Source organism: Fibrisoma limi BUZ 3 (assembly GCF_000296815.2).
Classification (GTDB): domain Bacteria; phylum Bacteroidota; class Bacteroidia; order Cytophagales; family Spirosomataceae; genus Fibrisoma; species Fibrisoma limi.
The window spans coordinates 1,234,155-1,253,315 of the sequence record NZ_CAIT01000009.1; the positions used below are offsets into that span (position 1 = coordinate 1,234,155).

The following is a 19,161-nucleotide window of genomic DNA, read 5'->3' on the forward strand; positions in this document are numbered from 1 at the left end:
CAAACCGGATTCAGACAGTCGATCGGTGTTCAGCCGGCCAGTGCGAATCCGGTTTTTATGTTTTCGCATCAACGGATTAACCAACAGCTAATGGGCAATATACAACGAAGTAAGGTGTTCGATCTGAGCCACCTTCAGGGAGATATAAGGGGGGGCGTTATCTCATTTCTGGTGGCAGTCCCGCTGTGTTTGGGTATTGCTCTGGCTTCGGGCGCCCCACTGTTTTCCGGCATCATCGCGGGCATCGTCGGTGCCATTGTCATTGGTATATTCAGCCGGTCGGCTCTCAGCATCTCAGGTCCCGAAGCCGGTCTGATCGTTGTGGTTCTCGGAGCGATCGAAAGCCTGGGGTCATTCCCGGCCGTACTGCTGGCGATTTGCTTAGCCGGCGTGTTCCAGATTGGCTTCGGCTACGCGAAAGCCGGAATTATCAGTAACTTTTTCCCCTCGTCGGTCATCAAGGGCATGCTCGCGGGTATCGGTATTATCCTGATCATTAAGCAGATACCTCACCTGGTTGGCTACGATGCCGACGCAGCCGAAGAAATTGTGCTTTTACCGAACAAAGGAATCGACATTGTTGATCAGTTCCGCCTGGCGTTCGGTCAGTTTAACGTAGCGGCCATTTTTATTGCAATCGTTTCTTTAAGTATTCTGCTTTTGTGGGAACAGTCCTGGGTGAAAACCCACCGGCTCCTGAAAAATATACCGGCCGCCCTGGTAGTTGTTGTCCTGGGCGTCTTCATCAACGAACTCTTAAAAACGGCTTACCCGCAGTGGGCACTGGGTGGTAATCATCTGGTGCAACTGCCGGTTGCCGATAGTCCGGCTGCGTTTATGCAACTGCTGACCATGCCGGATTTTTCTCAGATCATGAATCCGAAGGTCTATGCGGCTGCCCTGTCAATCGCATTAGTAGCCAGCCTGGAAGCGTTATTATCAATTGAAGCCATTGATGATTTAGACCCGCTCAAACGCCGGACACCCACCAACCAGGAGTTGAAAGCCCAGGGTATTGGTAATATCCTGAGTGGACTCCTGGGCGGGCTACCGGTTACGTCGATCATCGTACGGAGTTCGGTAAGCATCAATGCTGGTGCCCACACCAAACTGGCGGCTCTGCTGCATGGTTCATTGCTGCTCATCTGTGTAGTCGCCATTCCGGGCGTATTGAATATGATTCCCTGGGCGTCGCTGGCTTCTATTCTGCTCATTACGGGTTATAAACTCGCCCCCATTAGCACATTCCGACAACTATACCGTCTTGGTAAGGTCAGATTTCTGCCGTTCGTCACGACAGTTGCAGCTATTTTATTAACTGATCTGCTGACCGGGATTGCCATTGGTATGGCTGTCGGACTCTTTTTCATCCTGCGCGAAAATTACCGCAAAGGACACCAGACCGATACGATCAAAACCGAGTCGGGTCAGCTCATCCGGATTCGCCTGGGCGAGCACGTATCGTTTCTGAACAAAGCGGGCATCGTTAGCCTGCTGCGCGATGCGCCGGACAATTCAACGATCGAGATTGATGGAACGCAGTCGACCTACATCGACCGGGATGTGCTGGATGCCATTCGCAATTTCCGATCAACGGCGCAGTCGAGGAATATTCGACTGATTTTTCGTCGGCCCATCGCATCCGAACTGGTTTCACCCGCTCAGCGAATGAATTCCGTTCGCTACCGAGACCAGATGCAGGAAGTTTAAAAATCCGTCCCACCGTTTTTTCAAACCCCTGTGTAGGCATGCCTATATAGGGGTTTATTTACTCTTCGTTATATGTTTTTGAAGTGGTTAGGTACCTTATTTCTGCTAAGTACGTATTCAATCCATGTCTGGGGTCAACAGCTTGCCAACGATTCGACCGTAACGAACCGTACTCTCGACAGCCTCGCCATCTGGGAAGTAGAAGACGCCCGGCACCCGGACAAGGTGCTACACGCCGAGCCACTCTATATTGATCTGATTCGTGACCTGGGTGCCCGAAAAGGAGAGCGCGAATGGAACATTGGTCTGGGCCTGACCGACAATCTGCGTTATGATACGTACCAGGCACTGATTGAGTACGAGTTTGCGCCTGTAGACCGGTTGGGGCTGGAGATAGAATTGCCGATGACATTTTACATGACCAACGGCATCGATACGCAGAACCAGAACAGCCAGCGGCCCGACAACCGACTCGAAAGCCTGAAGCTGGCCGCTCAGTGGTCATTTTTTGTGTCTGAGCGTCTACAGACATCCATGGCCGTAGGCTACATTAATGAGCTTGAACTGGCCGACCTGAAGCGATTGGGACAAGAGGGTATGGTTCAGGGAAACGTTTTCAACCCGTTCTTCATTGTCGCCCGTCGCTGGGGGCAGAATTTTCATACCCTGATTTATACCGGGCCAAAATTTGAACGTAGTTTCAGGCACCACCACTGGCACCGGTCGTTCGAAATCAACTCGAACCTGCACTACATGATCCCGGGTACCCGAAATTTTCTGGGTCTGGAGGTCAACAAGGCAATTGCGGATCGTACCATGCACACGGTCATGCGGCCTCAGCTACGCGTCGGGGTAAGCGATAATCTGTTGGTAGGTATTGTAGCAGGGATTCCGACGCAACGCAATACAGAACGGCTAAGCTCGTTCATTCGGTTGATATACGAACCGCGTCACAGCCCAGCCGTTCTGCACTGATTTAGATATATCTTAAACAGCCTCGTTTCGGAGAATAATCTCCTCGGCTACCTTATCGTCTTTCCTGATAAACGGCCGGATGATTAATCGCGTACCGCGCTGATACGTAAACAGGCGATACATCCAGTTACTGAACACAATCAGCTTGCTCCGGAATCCGACCAGGTACCAGATGTGCACAAACAGCCATGCCATCCAGGCAATAAATCCGCTCAGGTGCACATTCTTGGGCAAATCGGCTACCGCTCTGGAACGACCTACAATAGCCAGCGAACCTTTATCAAAGTACTCGAACGGAACGGTTTGTTCATTCCGTACGATTCGACGTATGTTTTTGGCCAGTTGATTAGCCTGCTGAATGGCTGGCTGAGCTACACCGGGGTGTCCCTTCGGCCATTTCTCGGTTTTCATGAACGCAATATCACCAATGGCAAATACATCGTTCAGCCCCAGAATACGGTTAATTGGATCAACCAGAATACGCCCGCGTTCGGTCGATTCGGCAGGAACCCCATCGATCATCACGCCCGTTACGCCAGCGGCCCATACTAACGTCTGTGTCTTGATTTGCTCACCGCCCTTGAACGTAACCGTTTCTCCGTCGTAGTTTTCAACCAGCGTATTCAGCTTGACAATGACGCCCAGATCTTCGAGATACTGCTGCGCTTTATGCCCAGCCTCATCCGACATCGGTGGCAGAACTTTGCCCAAACCTTCCACTACGTAGATTCTCATCTGGCTGAAATCCAACCCGGGGTAATCGGCCGGCAACACGTGCTTGCGCATCTCAGCGAGCGACCCTGCCATTTCGACCCCCGTTGGGCCAGCCCCGGCGATGACAAACGTCAGGAGCCCCTCACGCTCGGCCGGATCGCGGGTGATACTGGCCTGTTCAAAGCACTGAAGAAACTGGCTTCGGATGTTCAGCGCTTCGGGAACGGTCTTGAGCGGAAACGAGTATTTCTGAATCTGCTGATTGCCAAAAAAGTTTGATTTGGAGCCACTGGCAATCACCAGAAAATCATAGTGCAGATCGCCAATCAGGGTCGAAACCGTCTTTGCAGCCGGATCAATTTTATTGACCCGGACCATCCGGAAGTGAAAGTCGTCGAACCCGTCGAACATCTTACGGAACGGCTCAGCGATGGCGTCGGGCTCCAGACCCGCGGTCGCCACCTGATAAAGCAGGGGCCAGAAACCATTGTAGTTCTGCTTATCAAACAGTACTACCTGCATACCTGAGCCACGCAGGCTCTTGGCTAGATTCATCCCGCCGAAGCCTCCGCCGATGATGACGACACGAGGCTTGGTTGTATCGGGTATATTCAGGGAAAGTTTATCGTACTGTAACATGGTGAATAAGCGATTAAAACGCATTCTCCTTCTACTTACAGTACATTATTACACGGCTTTTTGTTTTTATGACCCCTGAAAAGTGAGGCTATCCTACTCAACTACTAGGATTAGTCATAGTCCCTCTCCGTTAAAGGATGTTAATTGTTCGTCAATTCTTACTGTTACGTTCCAACCCTTTTTGTATCCTTGTACTCCCAGTTTGTATATAGACTCTACGTTATGCGGCTATTTCTATACGGTATACTCTTTTCTTTAGTAGCTCAGGCAACCCAGGCGCAAACCCAGTCCACGCGCGTTACCATCAGCGGTTACGTGCGTGAAGCGGCCAGCCAGGAGGCCCTCATCGGCGTCAACGTTTATTTACCCGGAACCTCAACCGGAACGACGACCAACACATACGGCTTTTACTCACTGACCTTACCAGCATCTGACTCGCTCACGCTCGCCTTTTCCTTCGTCGGCTACGGCACCGTGACCCGAACGATTGCCTTCCGCCGAAATACGCAACTGAACGCTACGTTGACGCCCGGCCGTGAACTGAGCGAAGTACAGATCAGAGGGGCCCGAACCGACGAAAAGGTCAGCGAAAGCCCGCAAATGAGCCAGATTGATTTACCTGTGGCGCAGATCAAGAAAATTCCGACGCTGCTGGGCGAGAAGGACGTACTAAAGGTCTTGCAGCTTATGCCGGGCGTACAGAAAGGCTCCGAAGGGCAGACCGGTATTTACGTGCGCGGTGGCGGCCCCGATCAGAATCTCATCATCCTCGACGACGCCATTGTCTACAACGCTAACCATCTGTTCGGCTTCTTCTCCGTCTTCAACGGCGATGCGCTCAAGAGCGTAGAGCTAACAAAGGGCGGCTTTCCGGCACGGTATGGCGGCCGCTTGTCGTCGGTCATCGAGCTAAATATGAAAGACGGTAACCGCGAGAAGCTGCACGGCGAAGGCGGCATTGGTCTGATTGCCTCGCGCCTGACGCTGGAAGGGCCGCTGACGAAGAACAAGAAAGGCGGGTCGCGTTCGGCATCGTTTCTGGTATCGGGTCGGCGGACGTATCTGGATGTGGTAGCCGCACCGTTAATTCGGGCGCAATCTGACGGCCAAACCCAGGCCGGCTATTATTTCTACGACCTGAATGCCAAAGCCAATTATGACCTGGGCAACAAGGATAAACTTTATCTGAGTGGGTATTTCGGGCGCGACCGTTTCTACGTCCGCGATAAAGAAGGCGGTACCAACGTCGGCGTAAGTTGGGGAAACGCTACCGGTACCTTCCGCTGGAATCACCTGTTTACTCAGAAGCTCTTCTCAAACCTTTCCTTGATTTACAGCGATTATAAATTTCAGATCGCATCCGACGAAACCAGCGACGGAGGTCAGGATAACTTTTTGCTCCGCTACAACTCCGGCATCCGTGATGTCTCGCTGAAGTACGATGTCGACTTTTATCCCTCACCCGAGCACTCAGTACGTATCGGGTTGCAGAGCATCTACCACCGCTTCACACCCAGCGCGGTAGTCCTGAAAAACACTGATATCAACCAGTTTAAGCTGGAAGCTGAAAAAATTGACGTAATCGAGTCAGGGATTTACGTAGAAGATACCTGGCGTCCCTCCAATCGCTGGCGAATCAACGGTGGTATGCGGCTGAGTTATTTTCAGCAGAAGCAGGTAGGCTACCTACGACCAGAGCCCCGACTCTCAGCCGCTTATATCATCAAGCCTGATCTGTCGGTCAAAGGTTCGTATGCTATAATGAACCAGTACGTCCATCTGCTTTCCAATACAGGGATTGGTCTACCAACTGATCTGTGGGTACCGACAACCGACCGTATCAAGCCTCAGCAATCACAGCAGGTCGCCCTTGGCATTGCCAAAGACTTTACGAATAAGGGACTTACACTGACGGTTGAAGGTTATTACAAAACCATGCGTAACATCATCAACTATAAAGAAGGAGCCAGTTTCCTCCTTATCGATGACCCGAACTCGGCTGACAACGTCCGTTGGGAAGACAACGTAACAGCCGGCAAAGGCTGGTCCTACGGGGCGGAGTTTCTGCTCCAGAAAAAAGTGGGACGGTTTTCGGGTTGGGCGGGCTACACACTCTCCTGGACGCAGTGGCAGTTTGCTGAACTGAATGGTGGTCGGCCTTTCTACCCCCGGTATGACCGACGCCATGATATTTCGCTGGTTGGCATTTATGAGCTTAGCCCCCGCATTACGCTCTCCGCCACCTGGGTTTACGGTACGGGCAACGCCCTGACTGTGCCGGTAGGCCGATACAACGCTTATCAGCCGGCTATGTTGTTACCTTCCTATGCCAATATTCCAAATTATATTCAGCCACTCCTACAGACCCGGGCAACAGTTGAGGATTACGGCACCGAAAAAAACAGCTTCCGGGCAGAAGCGTATCATCGCATGGATTTTGGCATTCAATTCCACAAGAAGAAGAAGCGCCACGAACGTACCTGGGAGTTCAGCTTTTACAACCTCTACAACCGTCGGAACCCGTTCTTTTATCAGCTCGAATCCGTTAGTCAGGGCCAAAACAAACCACCTCGAACCGCTTTGTTCCGATACTCGGTATTTCCCATCGTTCCAGCCTTCTCCTATAACTTCAAATTCTAACTCGCGCAACGGCTATGAATCGCTTTATTCACTTATTCCTTATGTCGCTGTTGAGTTTACTGGTAGCCGGTTGTAACAGCTTACGCAATGAAGTTGACCCTGAGCGCCTGAATAAAGAAGCCGGCAAACTGGTTGTGACCGGTTTTCTATCCCCACAGGATACGTTGCTGGCTGTTAGTGTATCGCGCTCCAGAACCGTGCTGAATGATGGTTCTCCTACGTCAACCAACACGTTAAACGTTACCGATGCCCAAGTCTCATTAACGAGAGGTCATGTTGTGGCATTTCTACGTTATGACAGCAACCGAAATGTATATGTAACCGATGCTACCACATTTAGAATCGAGGCTGGCCAAACGTACAAATTACATGTTTTTACAAAAGAGGGTGAGAAAGCAACAGGCACCTGTACAATTCCCAGTCCCGTAAATCTGAACAGTATCACGTTCGACTCAGCCTATGGCAATCGCTACGGCCGAAGACAAATGCGGTATTTCATTAGGGCACGCTGGCAAGATCAGGCGGGCCAACCAAACTATTATCAGGTGAACGGTGCCTTTTCGTTTATGCTTACCGATGCTAATACTAACCCGTATAATAATGAAAACTCTACGTTAATTCAGTTTGACAGGAGCAACGGTGGCCTTATTACAGACCATGACGCAGATGGGCAGCCATTCGTTTCTGACCGTGCTTATCTAGAAAGTTACATTTATTATTCTTTCCCTTCCAAAAGCTTTTATTCACAATACAAGTCAGCACGTGTCAGGGTCGATCTGCTGAACGTCGAGCAAACGTATTATCAATATCAGGATGCCGTTAGTCGCCAACTCGAAGTGTCTGGCAACCCCTTTGCCGAACCCGTTCCCATTCCCTCCAACATAGAGGGCGGCCTGGGCTGCTTTGCTGGTTATAACCGCTCTACAGTGACGCTGAAATTGAAGTGAAAGAGAAAAGGGAAGAAAGGGAGCCGTAACTCCTTTTCTCCCCTTCCTCCTTTTCGCCTTATGTCTAAACCGCCGGCTGGTTGTTCATCACCTCCGTCTGCTTCCGGATCGATTCCATGTGGATGATTTTGTAAATCTCCTCCACCAGTTCAGGATACAGATTCAGGCGCTGTCCCAGTTCAATACGGGTTTTCAGAATTTCTTTCCAACGGTCGGGCTGAAACAGCGTTACGTTATTGTCACGCTTATATTCGGCCAGCCGTTCAACCAGCGCCATCCGGGCTGCCAGCATCTCAACGATCTGCCGGTCAACGTTGTCGATGTTACGCCGGGTTTGATCCATAACACCCTGAAACTCGAGGTTTTCCGATTCTACCTGACGAATCTGAAGGTGATCGAGCATGTCGCCGAAGGCGGCCGGCGTCAGTTGCTGAGCCGCATCACTCCAGGCTTTGTCCGGATCAATGTGCGATTCAACGATCAGACCGTCGTAGTTGAGGTCCATTGCCATTTGCGCCAGTTCGTTCAGGTAAGCCCGCTTACCGGCCATGTGGCTCGGGTCACCGATGATAGGCAACTGTGGGAAGATCGACTTAAGCTCGATAGCCATCTGCCACATCGGTACGTTGCGGTACTTGGTTGCTTCGCCCGTAGCAAATCCGCGGTGGATAGCCCCTAGTTTTTTAATGCCCGCACCGGCCAGACGTTCAAACGCACCGACCCACAACGCCAGGTCCGGGTTCACCGGGTTCTTGACCAGCACCGGTACGTCGACGCCCCGCAGGGCATCAGCGATCTCCTGTACATTGAAAGGGTTCACTGTCGTACGAGCGCCCACCCACAGAATATCGACACCGTATTTTAGCGCCAGTTCAATGTGCTCAGGCGTAGCGACTTCCACGGCAAACGGCAGCCCGGTTTCGGCTTTAGCCCGCTGAATCCAGGGCAGGGCCGCTTCGCCCATTCCCTCGAAACTTCCGGGACGCGTGCGGGGTTTCCATACCCCGGCGCGGATGGCATGTACGGCACCCAGCGCTTTCAATTGGCGGGCCGTTTCACAGAGTTGTTCTTCGGTCTCGGCACTGCACGGACCAGCGATAATCAAAGGTTTGCCGTCGGTCTGTATCCACGATCCAAGCGGCTCAACGGCTAAGTCAACTTTCATATGTATGCGTAATCTGGAAATAACACCTCAATTCTATAGGGAACTTTTAATTCAATTTTGTAGTATATTTGCAAGAGGAATCGACTGTTTTTCAGCCCGGTTCCTTAATTTGTCTTAACGGGTTTTAAACTTGTTTTCAGTAGCTGCGTCTGCCTGCTTAACCGAATGTGCCGAAAATTCGTTTTATATTTCGGCCAGAAAAGGCAGTTCGTGTTAACCAAGCAACGCACTAATGCTATGGAAGTAGCACCGTCAGAACGGAGCACTGATATGTCGAACCGAAGTAATCCTATGCCAAGTACTGTCCAGCGGGTGACCGCACTCCGAGAGATTGAGGTGAAACCAGTCTCCTTCGAGGACACTTCGATTGCTTTCTCTTCCCAGTCGAATTCAAAACTTCGAAAAACGTACTGGTTATTTGCGTTGATGAATCAGGGATGGCTGGTAAATTTAGGCACTTTTTTTATAAAAATTGCGCTAAAGCTCAAACTACCCATCAAACTGCTTGTAAAGAATACCATTTTTGAGCAATTCTGCGGAGGAGAAACCATCCGCGACTGTGAGAAGACAATTCAGCATCTGCATAACGCACACGTCGGAACCATCCTCGACTACTCCGTTGAGGGTGAGGAAAGTGAAGAATCGTTCGACGAAACTACGCTCGAAATCCTGCGCACCATCGAACGCGCCAGCGAATCCAGTGAGATCCCCTTCTCTGTTTTTAAAGTAACCGGTATTGCGTCTACGGAACTGCTTGAAGCCGTTCAGATTGGCGACTCGCTTAACAAGGAGCAGAAAGTTCAGTTTGAGCGGGTTCTCCAACGCGTGGATACCCTATGCCGCCGTGCCTACGAACGGAACGTCCGGATTTTTATCGATGCCGAGGAAAGCTGGATTCAGGATACGATCGATACGTTGGCTTATGAGATGATGGACCGGTATAACCATGAGCGGCCCGTTGTTTACAACACCTATCAGATGTACCGCTGGGAAAGTCTCGACCACCTGCGCCGTGACGTGCAGGAAGCAAGGGCAAAAGGCTATTTTCTGGGTGCTAAACTGGTGCGTGGGGCTTATCTGGAGAAGGAACGACTTCGGGCTCACGAAGAAGAGTATCAGGACCCTATTCAGGCTACAAAGCAAGACACTGACCGGGATTTTAACCTGGCGATTGATTTCTGCCTGGAGAACCGCGACGTAGTGTCCATCTGTCTCGGTACGCACAACGAATATAGTTGCCAGTACTGCATTCAGTGCATGAAACAACTAGGTATTGCCCCAAGCGATCCGCACATTTATTTTGCGCAGTTGCTGGGCATGAGTGATAATATCTCATTCAACCTGGCCAACTCGGGCTATAACGTAGCTAAATACGTGCCTTATGGCCCTGTAGAAGCCGTTATGCCGTATTTATTCCGTCGGGCCGATGAAAACAAGTCCATCGCCGGTCAGAGCAGTCGGGAGTTTACGCTCATCAGTAACGAACTGGCTCGCCGAAAAGGCTGTCGTCGATAGCAGTGAGGGCGGGTTAACTTTTAATAAGTTTATACATTGGGACGGATAAACGGATTATTCCGTACAAATCCGTCCCAATTTGTTTCAATCCACGTTAATGTGATAAGCCCAATGCGTAGGGCAGCTATCTTTGTGATATGATTCAGAAAAGTCCCCTTAAGTTTTTTTATTGACCTTAGCCTTAATTGTCCTGGATCAGGGGGTAAAGCTGGCGGTGCATTTTTATATGGCTCCTGGTTTTGCGGGTCAGATTAAGTTAATCGGCGACTGGCTCAAGCTGCACTACGTATTGAATCCGGGAATGGCTTTTGGTATGCAACTGGGCTATGAATACGGAAAACTGGTTTTAAGCGTATTCCGGTTGCTGGCTATGATCGGCATTGGTTACTATCTGGTTAACCTGGCGCATCGGGGTGCTCCAGATGGGCTGCTCTGGGCAATGGCTATGATCTTAGCCGGAGCAGTTGGTAACGTAATTGACAGTACGTTTTACGGTGTTTTTCTGGGTAATGCTCCCTACGGATCGCCTACGCCCTGGTTTCATGGCCAGGTTATCGATATGATTTTTGTTGATGTGTGGGAAGGCTTCATTCCGGAGTGGGTACCGGTTTGGGGTGGTCAATATTATTCAACGCCGATTTTTAACATTGCCGACTCGTGCATTTTTGTTGGCGTTTGCCTGATTCTGCTGTTTCAGCGTCGTTTTTTTGGCGAGCCTCCTGTCGAAGATAACATCCTGCCTCTTGACGGCCCCGATGCAACAGAAGCAGCCGTTTTACCTGCTGCTGAGTTTAACGACGAACCAGCTACTGCTACGTCTGGGCGCGATACGTCTTCCGACGACACGCAGTCAACAGATACAGACGCCCAGCCATCACCTGTTCTTCCCGACGACCCTAAAGAATCAAATCAGTAATATATTCTGAAGCACAAAAAAGGCCAATTTCCATGAAATTGGCCTTTTTTGTGCTTCAAAAATAAGTTTGGCTTATTGGGCTTCTTCTAAAGGGGCAAAATCCTTAAATGTCTGCTTTATCGCTTTATCGCTGGCTTCTTTCTTATTTTGCCAGTTCGCATCTAACTCCAGCGCAACCAGACCGCTCAGACTCATAGAGCCACGAAATTCGTCCAGTTTTTTGATAAACTCGCCGTTACGACGAGATGACTTGAGGGCAAACTCACGGGCAAATACGTTCCCTCGATTTTGTATCTCGCTTTTTTTATTCAATACATAATTGTACCGATCCAGCAGATCTTTCATCGACTTACCAACTACTTCCGTCGCTTCAAGTGTCCCCATCGTCATTACGGCCGTTCCACCAATAGCCGAAATGATTCGGCCATTTTTTTGAGATGTCTGGCTAGCACTCGCCCCCGTCACAGCCGGTGTTACTCCCGTTACCGCCCCTAGAGAAGCATTAGCCACGGATCGACTTCGTTTTCCCTTTTTAGCCCGCTTGTAATCCTTCTTGAGTTCCTCCTCTTTGTCGGCTAGCTGCTCAACCAGGTTCCAGGCACTTACCAGCACCTGACGGTATTGCGAGTAGTAATACCGGTCTTTTTCGCCTTCGTTAACGGTATTATATACGGTGAATGAGATTTTACGTTCCTCCCGATTCTGGGCTTTATCAAGCACGTAAAACGTAAGTTCAGTTCGTAGTGAATCGTAAGGATCTTTAACGAAGTTATATCCCGGTTGCCAGATAAATTCATACTGGTTATCGGTGTTTTTGACTAAAACCTGTTTAGGAATCTGCTGATTATCGGCCAAAAAGTTAAAAGTCGTTATGTCGTCATCGCCATTCGGATCTGACAAATAAAATTTCAGGTTAACGGTCTGATTCTCGCGCAGTCGGTAGTGCGTTTCCTTAGGAATTATGGCAATATCAGGCGGCAGGTCCATTTCGGTCACTTCCAGCTTCAGCCGCCCTTTGGTTCTTGACTTTGCCGGTTGATCTTCCACCCAGAACTCGATGTATTGGGGTGTTTTTTTGAGCTTAGTAAACTGGCTCAGCGATAGTGTCCACGTTAATTCACCCTGGCTTGTCAGCTTACTACCCTCGGGCATCTGATCCAGGATGGGAATAAACACAATGGGATCGCCATCTTCATCGCGAATCATTGCCGAATCCATCTTATACGTATTCTGGGCGCGATAGCGAACGTAGAAAGGCCGTAGATCGCCAATGGTAGGTGGTCTGTTAACGTGCAGTACCTTAAAATCGACTGATTGTGTAACGCTTTGCCCGCGCTGGTTGCGGGCCTCAAAAATGACTGAAATTACTTTTGTTGTTTGGATTCGATCAGCCAGGTCAAAGCTGGGTGTCCAGCTAAATGCCCCCAGCGAATCAAACTCCATACCGGGTTGTCGCCCTTGGGCAATTGAAAAAGTTATGGTATCGTCAGCCGCTCCAACGGCTTTAATCGTAAAGCGTACATTGTTTCCTTCAGGTATAACATTCCAATCGGTTTGTGTAGGCAGGACAATTTGTAATGACTTCGTATCTTGAGCATAACCACTACTGACTGCCCATAGGCATATCAGTAGCCACGTCATACTACCAACGTTTCGAATCATGAGCGAGAGGTTAGATAGTAGTTTACGTTAAGAAACGTAAAAGTAAAGCTAAGATTTTGTCTATAGGCTTGAAATCGGCCTTATTTGATACTTTTCTTAGCTAATCAAGAAATATGCTGCGATTATATTAAATTTTTCCAAGAAAAACCTTAATAAAAAAGCCGCCTTAAGAAAGGCGGCTTTTCCATAGAAGCAAGGACTGCTTAGTTCTTTTTCGGAGTGGTTGTAGTACCAGCCGCCGGCGTAGAACCACCTGCATTAGCCGGCTTGTTGGCCGTAGCAGCTTTTGACGGATCGACGCCCAGTTTCTTCAGTACCAGATCCGTGATGTTATCCTGCGGAGGTGCTACCAGCAAAATAGGAATAGTATTGGCACCGGCGTCCAGATTAAACACGTACGTATAGTTGTTTTCTGCCGCAACCGCGTCGATAGCCTTCTGAATCTTCTGAACCACTGGGTTCACCAGTTGCTGGTATTTGGTCTGCAACGACTGTTCAGCCGTCCGGCCGAACTCCTGAATCCGCGCCTGGAGGCTTTGCAGCTCCGTTTCGCGATCTTTCCGGATCACGTCGGTCATCGAAGCAGCTCCTTTCTCGTAGGCGTTGTATTTATCTTCCAGTTCTTTCTGCATCCGCTTTAATTCGTTTTCTGACTGCGTCCGCTGAATGGTCAACTGGTTGGTAATATCTTTTGACTCGGGCGTTTGACCCAGGATGTAATCAATGTTCGTATAACCCAGCTTCACCGGAGCTGCCGCGGTTGTGGCGCCCGCTGCCGGCGTAGAAGCCTGGGCCTGTGCCCGTGCGTTCAAACCACCTGCAAGCAGAGCCGTTGCGAACGCCATGACGAGAGTTTTTTTCATTTCGAATTAGTTGTTAGTATTTACTTTGGTCTTGTGGTTGATTTGTTTGCAGGGTCGCCGGGGGCTGGTGTGCCAGCGCCTGGCGTTGTCGTCGTGGGACTATTGTTAACGGCGGTTGACTTTTTGGCTTTGCTATCAGCATCCAGTCCCAATTCTTCCATCACGTAGTCTGTGTAATCATGACGAGGGTTCGTGTACAACATCACAAAGTCACTGGCCTTATCAAACATGAAATCCAGTTTTCGCTGCAATGACACTTTTTCGATCGCCCGATTTACCAACTCCATTGGTGCTTTCATGAGTTCCTTTTTTTTCTCAAAAAGAAGCCCCTGGTAACCGAACACCTTGTTGTTGTATTCACGAGCCTCGCGTTCCCGATCACTAATAACACGCTGCCGTTCGCGCTTCATTTCCTCAGTCAGCAGGATTTCTTCGGCCTGATACGCTTTCTGTAACTTATCGATCTCCAGATACTTATCCTGAATATCTTTCGACCACTTGTCGGTGAACTTGTCTATTTCGCCCAGTGCCTTCTGGTATTCCGGCATTTTGCTGAATATAAACTCCGTATCAACGTATCCGAACTTCTGCGCCCGCGCCGGAGCTGCCAGCCAAACGGAGCACAAAAGTACGAAAAATATAGCTTTTTTCATAACCAAAGGGTTGGACATCAGACGTTAGAGCTTGTGGATTAATAGTCGACTTTTTTTATCTACTATACAAACCCTAACGTCTGACAATCCAAAATCTTATCTGAATTGCTGACCAATTGTGAAGTGGAATTGACCTGATGGCCGGTCTTTTATACCCGGAATCCGGTCGAAGCCGTATCCGTAGTCAATACCAATCAGACCGAAGGCCGGCATGAAGATCCGCGCACCAAAACCAGCCGACCGCTTCAGGTCAAACGGATTAAACTGCTTGTAGCTTCCCCAGTTGTTACCAGCTTCCAGGAAGCCCAGCACGAAGATGGTGGCCGATGGATTAAGCGATACAGGATAACGAAGTTCGGCAACGAACTTGTTGTACGCGACTCCGCCCTGTGCCCGCGACGTAGCGTCGGTAGCCCGGTCATAGTCAGCGGTGTATACCGACCGGTCGTCGTAGCCGCGCAGCCCGATGATGTCCTGCGCCAACGCAAACTGCCCCTGACCAGCCAGACCCGAGCCACCCAACACGAACCGTTCGAACGGACCGATCTGTGTGCGCTTGTTGTAGCTACCCAGGAAGCCCATGTGAGCCCGGGCGTTCAGAACCAGCTTGCCGAACACCGTCTGGAACCAGCTTGCATCAAACATCCACTTGTGGTACTCCACCAGCTTATACTTGTCTTCGGGCGTTGAGGTTTCAACCGAACGGAACGCCGACCACGGTGGCGTGAATGAACCACTCAACGAGAACGATGAGCCCGACCGTGGGAATTGTGGATTATCGATGCTGTTCCGCGACAGGGTAGTGTTGAACGTAATGTTGTTCGAGATACCGTTCCGGTAGCCGATGTAAAAAATATCCAGGTTGTTCAGATCGTAGCGCTGATACGACAGTGAATGGCTCAACGAGAAGTAATCGTCGGGCACTTTCAACTGGCGAGCCAGACCGATACTGAACGACGTATTGCTGTATGAACCAATTGGTACGGCCCCCCGTGTTGACCGGCTATAAAGATCTGTAAAGCTATACGACCGGTACACCGTGTGGTTCACACCCACTGACAGGGCGTTGGGCTTACGACCACCCAGCCATGGCTCCGTGAACGACAGCGAGTACACCTGATACTGCTTACCACTGGCCTGAAAACGTAGCGATACGCGCTGACCATCACCGGCCGGCAGCGGGCGCCATGCACTGAAGTTCGGGATATTACGGGCCGAAAAGTTATTGAACGTCAGGCCGAGCGTACCGACAAAGCCAACGTAGCCGCCCCAACCACCCGACAGTTCAATCTGATCGCTTGGCTTTTCTTCAACACTGTACTCAATATCAACCGTACCATCGTTTTGCGGCACTGGGTTAATACCAATCTTCTCCGGGTCAAAGTAACCGAGCGTAGCCAGTTCGCGCTGCGTCCGGATCAGGTTCGTTTTCGAGAACTTCTGACCGGGCAGTGTCCGGATGGAACGCATTACTACGTGGTCGCTGGTTTTGGTGTTGCCGTTCAGCACAATCCGGTTGATGGTTGCCTGCTTGCCTTCAAAAATCCGGATTTCAAGGTCGATCGAATCACCTTCAATGGCTTTCTCAACCGGCTGGGCATTGTAATACAGATAACCATCGTCCATGTACAGCGAACTCAGATCCTGACCTGGGTTGCCGTTCATCTTCTTCTCCAGATCTTCCGGGTCGTAGACATCGCCTTTATTAACCCCGAGCACCTCGCGCAAGCGGGCATCGGTATACAGGTAGTTACCTGAGAAGTCGATGTTACGGTAGTAGTACTTACGGCCCTCATTGATGCGCAGCACGATGTCGATCGTTTTGCCACCGTTGTTGATGACGGTATCCTCCTCAATGGTCGCATCGCGGTAGCCGAGCTTATTGTAGAACTCAATCAGCTTCTGCTTATCTTCCTCGTACTTTTTAGGTACAAACTTCGACGGCGTAAACAGACGGCCAAAGCGCATCTCTTTCGTACCCTTCATTTTCATCCGCACCTTGGCTTCCTCTACTTCTGAGCGGCCGTCGAAGGTGATCTTCCGGATTTTGACTTTCTGGCCTTTATCAACCAGCACACGCATGGTAGCGTTGTTACGAGTGCTGTCGGGAACGGTCGTAATCTTTACTTTCGTATTCAGGAAACCCTTGTCCACGAAGAATTTACGAACGGCCATCTGCGTGTTTTTGGTGACCGTATTAGTTATAATCTTACCCAGGTTCAGCTTAACCTTGTCTTTCAATTGGTCCTGTTCGCCTTTCTTAACCCCGAGGAAATTAACGCGGTAAAGCCGGGGCCGCTCCTGCACCCGGAAACTCAGCGCAATTTTATCGCCGTTTACATTAGTCGCGAAAAGTTCAACGTTATCAAGCAGACCGGAATCCATCAGCTTGCGGATAGACGAGCCGACGGCCTCGCCGGGAATCCGGATTTTATCGCCTACTTTCAGACCTGACAGCGACACCAGCGAGTTGGGGTCGAGGTAGCGGGTACCCGTTACGGTAAGGCCGGTAATTTCATATTCTTTTGGGTTTGCATAATCGCTCAGTTCCGTTGAACTGGTCGATGTCGTCGCATCGTCCCGACCGACGCCTACGCCCACGCGTACCTGTGCCAGGCTCACGCTCGCCCCCAGACAAAGGAGCAGCAACGCCCCAAACATGCATTTTACAGATCGTTCCAAGTGTGGTACGTGTCTAAATAGTTTTCAGTTTACGGGACTGGTTTACTGTTTTCCATTTACAGGTTTGGCGGGGTAGCTGCAGCAACCGTCCCTGCCGAAAACTGTAAACTGAATACCAATAAATCGTTCCCTTATTTCACTAACTGCTCGCTTGTTTTGCCGAATCGGCGTTCGCGCTGCTGATAGCTTAAAATGGCTTCGTACAAGTGCTTTCTACGGAAATCGGGCCAGAGCACGTCCGGCATGTACAGCTCCGAGTAGGCCAGTTGCCAGAGTAAAAAGTTACTGATACGCATTTCACCGCTGGTACGGATCATCAATTCGGGATCAGGAATACCTTTTGTGCTTAGAAAATGCCCAAACACCTGCTCATCAATTTCGCCGGGGGTAAGCCGTCCATCACGTACTTCGACTGAGATCTGCCGCACAGCCTCCAGAATCTCCCAGCGCCCACTGTAGCTCAAGGCCAGCACCAGGGTCAGTCCGGTGTTCTGTTCGGTTTCCCGCATGGCCTCAGCCAGTTCGTGCTGGCAGTCGACGGGCAGGCTTTCCGTGTTGCCGATGGTCGCCAACCGAACGTTGTTGTCCATCAACGTTTTGATCTCGCCCCGGATGGTGTGCACCAGCAGTTGCATGAGCGCATCCACTTCAAATTTGGGACGATTCCAGTTCTCGGTCGAAAAGGCGTAAAGGGTTAAAAATTTTACGCCCAGCTCCGCACAACCTTCTGTTACTTCCCGTACGGCCTTGATGGCGTTTCGGTGACCGAATACCCGGGCAGCTCCCTGCCGTTTCGCCCAACGTCCGTTTCCGTCCATGATAACGGCAATATGCTGGGGCAGATTGCTCGGGTCAATGTGTTCCTTCATCCCAGGGGGATAGTTTTAACAATAATTAAGATAATCTCTGTTACAGAGCAACAAGGCTGCGAAGTTACAAAATTCAGGACTGGGATTCAAGGTAGATTGCCGTTGGTTGTTATATCATCCCAACCAGATCACCAACCGCCAATCGCCCGCGCGGCTGCTTACCCGGTGTTGCGTACTATATTTGCCCAGAAGAAACATAAGTCAGGTCTTTACGTTTTAAAACCAACTCACATACACTGTTCTTCTCCAGTCATGCATAAGGCTTTTTCTCACTTTTTTTGCCGGATAAGTGCCCTGTTTTTCGTGCTGGTAACGGCAGTTAGCTGCCAGACCGACGAAGACGCCAGCCCGAAGACCATACCCGACGTTGTGCAGGAAGACCCTCAGTTCAGCATATTGCGTGCGGCCATAACGTACGCGGGCGTTAGCGATAACCTTAAAGGAGGGAATCTGACACTCTTTGCGCCCGACAATACCGCTTTTCAGGCGTCCGGTTTCCTTGACGAAGCGGCCGTTACGAGCGTTCCGAAGGAGCAATTACGGAGCATCTTGCTGTATCATGTGCTGTCGGCCGGGGTTAATTCGACGGAGATTCCGGCGGGGCAGAGCCAGGTAGAAACGGCCAGTCGTGGCGTGCTGTACGTTAACAACAGCAGTAACGGAACCATCTTCGTCAACGGCGCCCGGGTAACCCGAGCTGATGTTCAGACGGCTAACGGTATCATTCACGTCATCGACAAAGTACTTACCCCCTCGGCTGGCACTACGTTGCAGGCTATTGAGACCAACCCGAATCTGACCTTTCTGACAGCCGCCATCCGGCGAATTGAGAGCGTCAATCCGACGATAACGGCTACGCTGAGCAGCACAAGTGCCAGTAGTCAGCCGGTGACGGTGCTGGCTCCCGACGACAATGCGTTTCGGGCATCGCGAACGTACAACACATTAGCGAGCATACAGGCTGCCAACCCGCAGGCACTCGCCAGTGTGCTGCTCTATCACGTACTGCCGGGCGCTACGATGTCGTATCAGTTTCAACCCGGCAGTGTGAACACATTGCTGACCAACAGCCGGGTAGTTGTCAACGTATCGGGCAGCTTAATTACCGTCAAAGGCAACGGGAACACCATTCCGGCAACCATCCGGCGGGCCGACCAAGTGACTAACAATGGAATTCTTCACGTCATCGACCAGGTATTGATACCCTAAGC

General features: G+C 50.5%; 14 protein-coding genes. 7 read left to right on the top strand and 7 right to left on the bottom strand.

Going from position 1 to position 19,161, the window contains the following annotated elements:
- The first annotated feature begins 90 nt into the window (after positions 1 to 90).
- Together BN8_RS24725 and BN8_RS24730 are read left to right on the top strand one after the other, a co-directional pair.
- Positions 91 to 1,710, top strand: coding sequence for a SulP family inorganic anion transporter (locus BN8_RS24725; protein ID WP_040006505.1), 1,620 nt, complete (start codon positions 91 to 93; stop codon positions 1,708 to 1,710).
- A 72-nt stretch (positions 1,711 to 1,782) separates the two neighbouring features.
- On the top strand, positions 1,783 to 2,685 hold the full coding sequence (locus tag BN8_RS24730) for an HAEPLYID family protein (protein ID WP_009284682.1): 903 nt from the start codon (positions 1,783 to 1,785) through the stop codon (positions 2,683 to 2,685).
- Positions 2,686 to 2,697: 12 nt separating this feature from the next.
- Here the strand turns inward: BN8_RS24730 and BN8_RS24735 are convergent, their stop codons facing one another.
- Positions 2,698 to 4,038, bottom strand: coding sequence for an NAD(P)/FAD-dependent oxidoreductase (locus BN8_RS24735; RefSeq protein ID WP_040006843.1), 1,341 nt, complete (start codon positions 4,036 to 4,038; stop codon positions 2,698 to 2,700).
- A gap of 222 nt (positions 4,039 to 4,260) precedes the next feature.
- On the opposite strand from BN8_RS24735, the gene BN8_RS24740 reads away from it, so the two are divergent.
- Both BN8_RS24740 and BN8_RS24745 read left to right on the top strand, forming a co-directional pair.
- The gene (locus tag BN8_RS24740; protein WP_009284684.1) at positions 4,261 to 6,678 is read left to right on the top strand and encodes a TonB-dependent receptor; all 2,418 of its coding nucleotides are present in this window, start codon (positions 4,261 to 4,263) and stop codon (positions 6,676 to 6,678) included.
- A 14-nt stretch (positions 6,679 to 6,692) separates the two neighbouring features.
- Positions 6,693 to 7,625: a DUF4249 domain-containing protein gene (locus tag BN8_RS24745; RefSeq protein WP_009284685.1), complete on the top strand. Its 933-nt coding sequence runs from the start codon at positions 6,693 to 6,695 to the stop codon at positions 7,623 to 7,625.
- Between the two features lie 64 nt (positions 7,626 to 7,689).
- Here BN8_RS24745 and BN8_RS24750 read toward each other — a convergent pair whose 3' ends face one another.
- Positions 7,690 to 8,790 (bottom strand): chorismate mutase, encoded by a 1,101-nt coding sequence (locus BN8_RS24750; RefSeq protein WP_009284686.1) that lies wholly within the window; start codon positions 8,788 to 8,790, stop codon positions 7,690 to 7,692.
- Positions 8,791 to 9,081: 291 nt separating this feature from the next.
- Between BN8_RS24750 and BN8_RS24755 the strand changes: the two genes are divergently transcribed.
- Positions 9,082 to 10,305 (top strand): proline dehydrogenase family protein, encoded by a 1,224-nt coding sequence (locus BN8_RS24755; protein ID WP_040006844.1) that lies wholly within the window; start codon positions 9,082 to 9,084, stop codon positions 10,303 to 10,305.
- Between the two features lie 169 nt (positions 10,306 to 10,474).
- Positions 10,475 to 11,221: a lipoprotein signal peptidase gene (locus BN8_RS24760; RefSeq protein ID WP_009284688.1), complete on the top strand. Its 747-nt coding sequence runs from the start codon at positions 10,475 to 10,477 to the stop codon at positions 11,219 to 11,221.
- A gap of 72 nt (positions 11,222 to 11,293) precedes the next feature.
- Here BN8_RS24760 and BN8_RS24765 read toward each other — a convergent pair whose 3' ends face one another.
- From BN8_RS24765 to uppS, 5 genes are all read right to left on the bottom strand, one after another.
- The gene (locus BN8_RS24765) at positions 11,294 to 12,883 is read right to left on the bottom strand and encodes a hypothetical protein (protein WP_040006506.1); all 1,590 of its coding nucleotides are present in this window, start codon (positions 12,881 to 12,883) and stop codon (positions 11,294 to 11,296) included.
- A 203-nt stretch (positions 12,884 to 13,086) separates the two neighbouring features.
- Positions 13,087 to 13,746, bottom strand: coding sequence for an OmpH/Skp family outer membrane protein (locus BN8_RS24770; RefSeq protein WP_009284690.1), 660 nt, complete (start codon positions 13,744 to 13,746; stop codon positions 13,087 to 13,089).
- Positions 13,747 to 13,766: 20 nt separating this feature from the next.
- On the bottom strand, positions 13,767 to 14,399 hold the full coding sequence (locus BN8_RS24775; protein ID WP_040006507.1) for an OmpH/Skp family outer membrane protein: 633 nt from the start codon (positions 14,397 to 14,399) through the stop codon (positions 13,767 to 13,769).
- 96 nt (positions 14,400 to 14,495) lie between these two features.
- The gene (gene bamA, locus BN8_RS24780) at positions 14,496 to 17,060 is read right to left on the bottom strand and encodes an outer membrane protein assembly factor BamA (RefSeq protein WP_009284692.1); all 2,565 of its coding nucleotides are present in this window, start codon (positions 17,058 to 17,060) and stop codon (positions 14,496 to 14,498) included.
- A gap of 152 nt (positions 17,061 to 17,212) precedes the next feature.
- Positions 17,213 to 17,950, bottom strand: a complete 738-nt coding sequence (gene uppS, locus BN8_RS24785) for an undecaprenyl pyrophosphate synthase (RefSeq protein WP_009284693.1) — start codon at positions 17,948 to 17,950, stop codon at positions 17,213 to 17,215.
- Positions 17,951 to 18,202: 252 nt separating this feature from the next.
- Here uppS and BN8_RS24790 point away from each other — a divergent pair, with 252 nt between their 5' ends.
- Positions 18,203 to 19,159, top strand: a complete 957-nt coding sequence (locus BN8_RS24790; protein WP_040006509.1) for a fasciclin domain-containing protein — start codon at positions 18,203 to 18,205, stop codon at positions 19,157 to 19,159.
- The last annotated feature ends 2 nt before the right edge of the window (positions 19,160 to 19,161 follow it).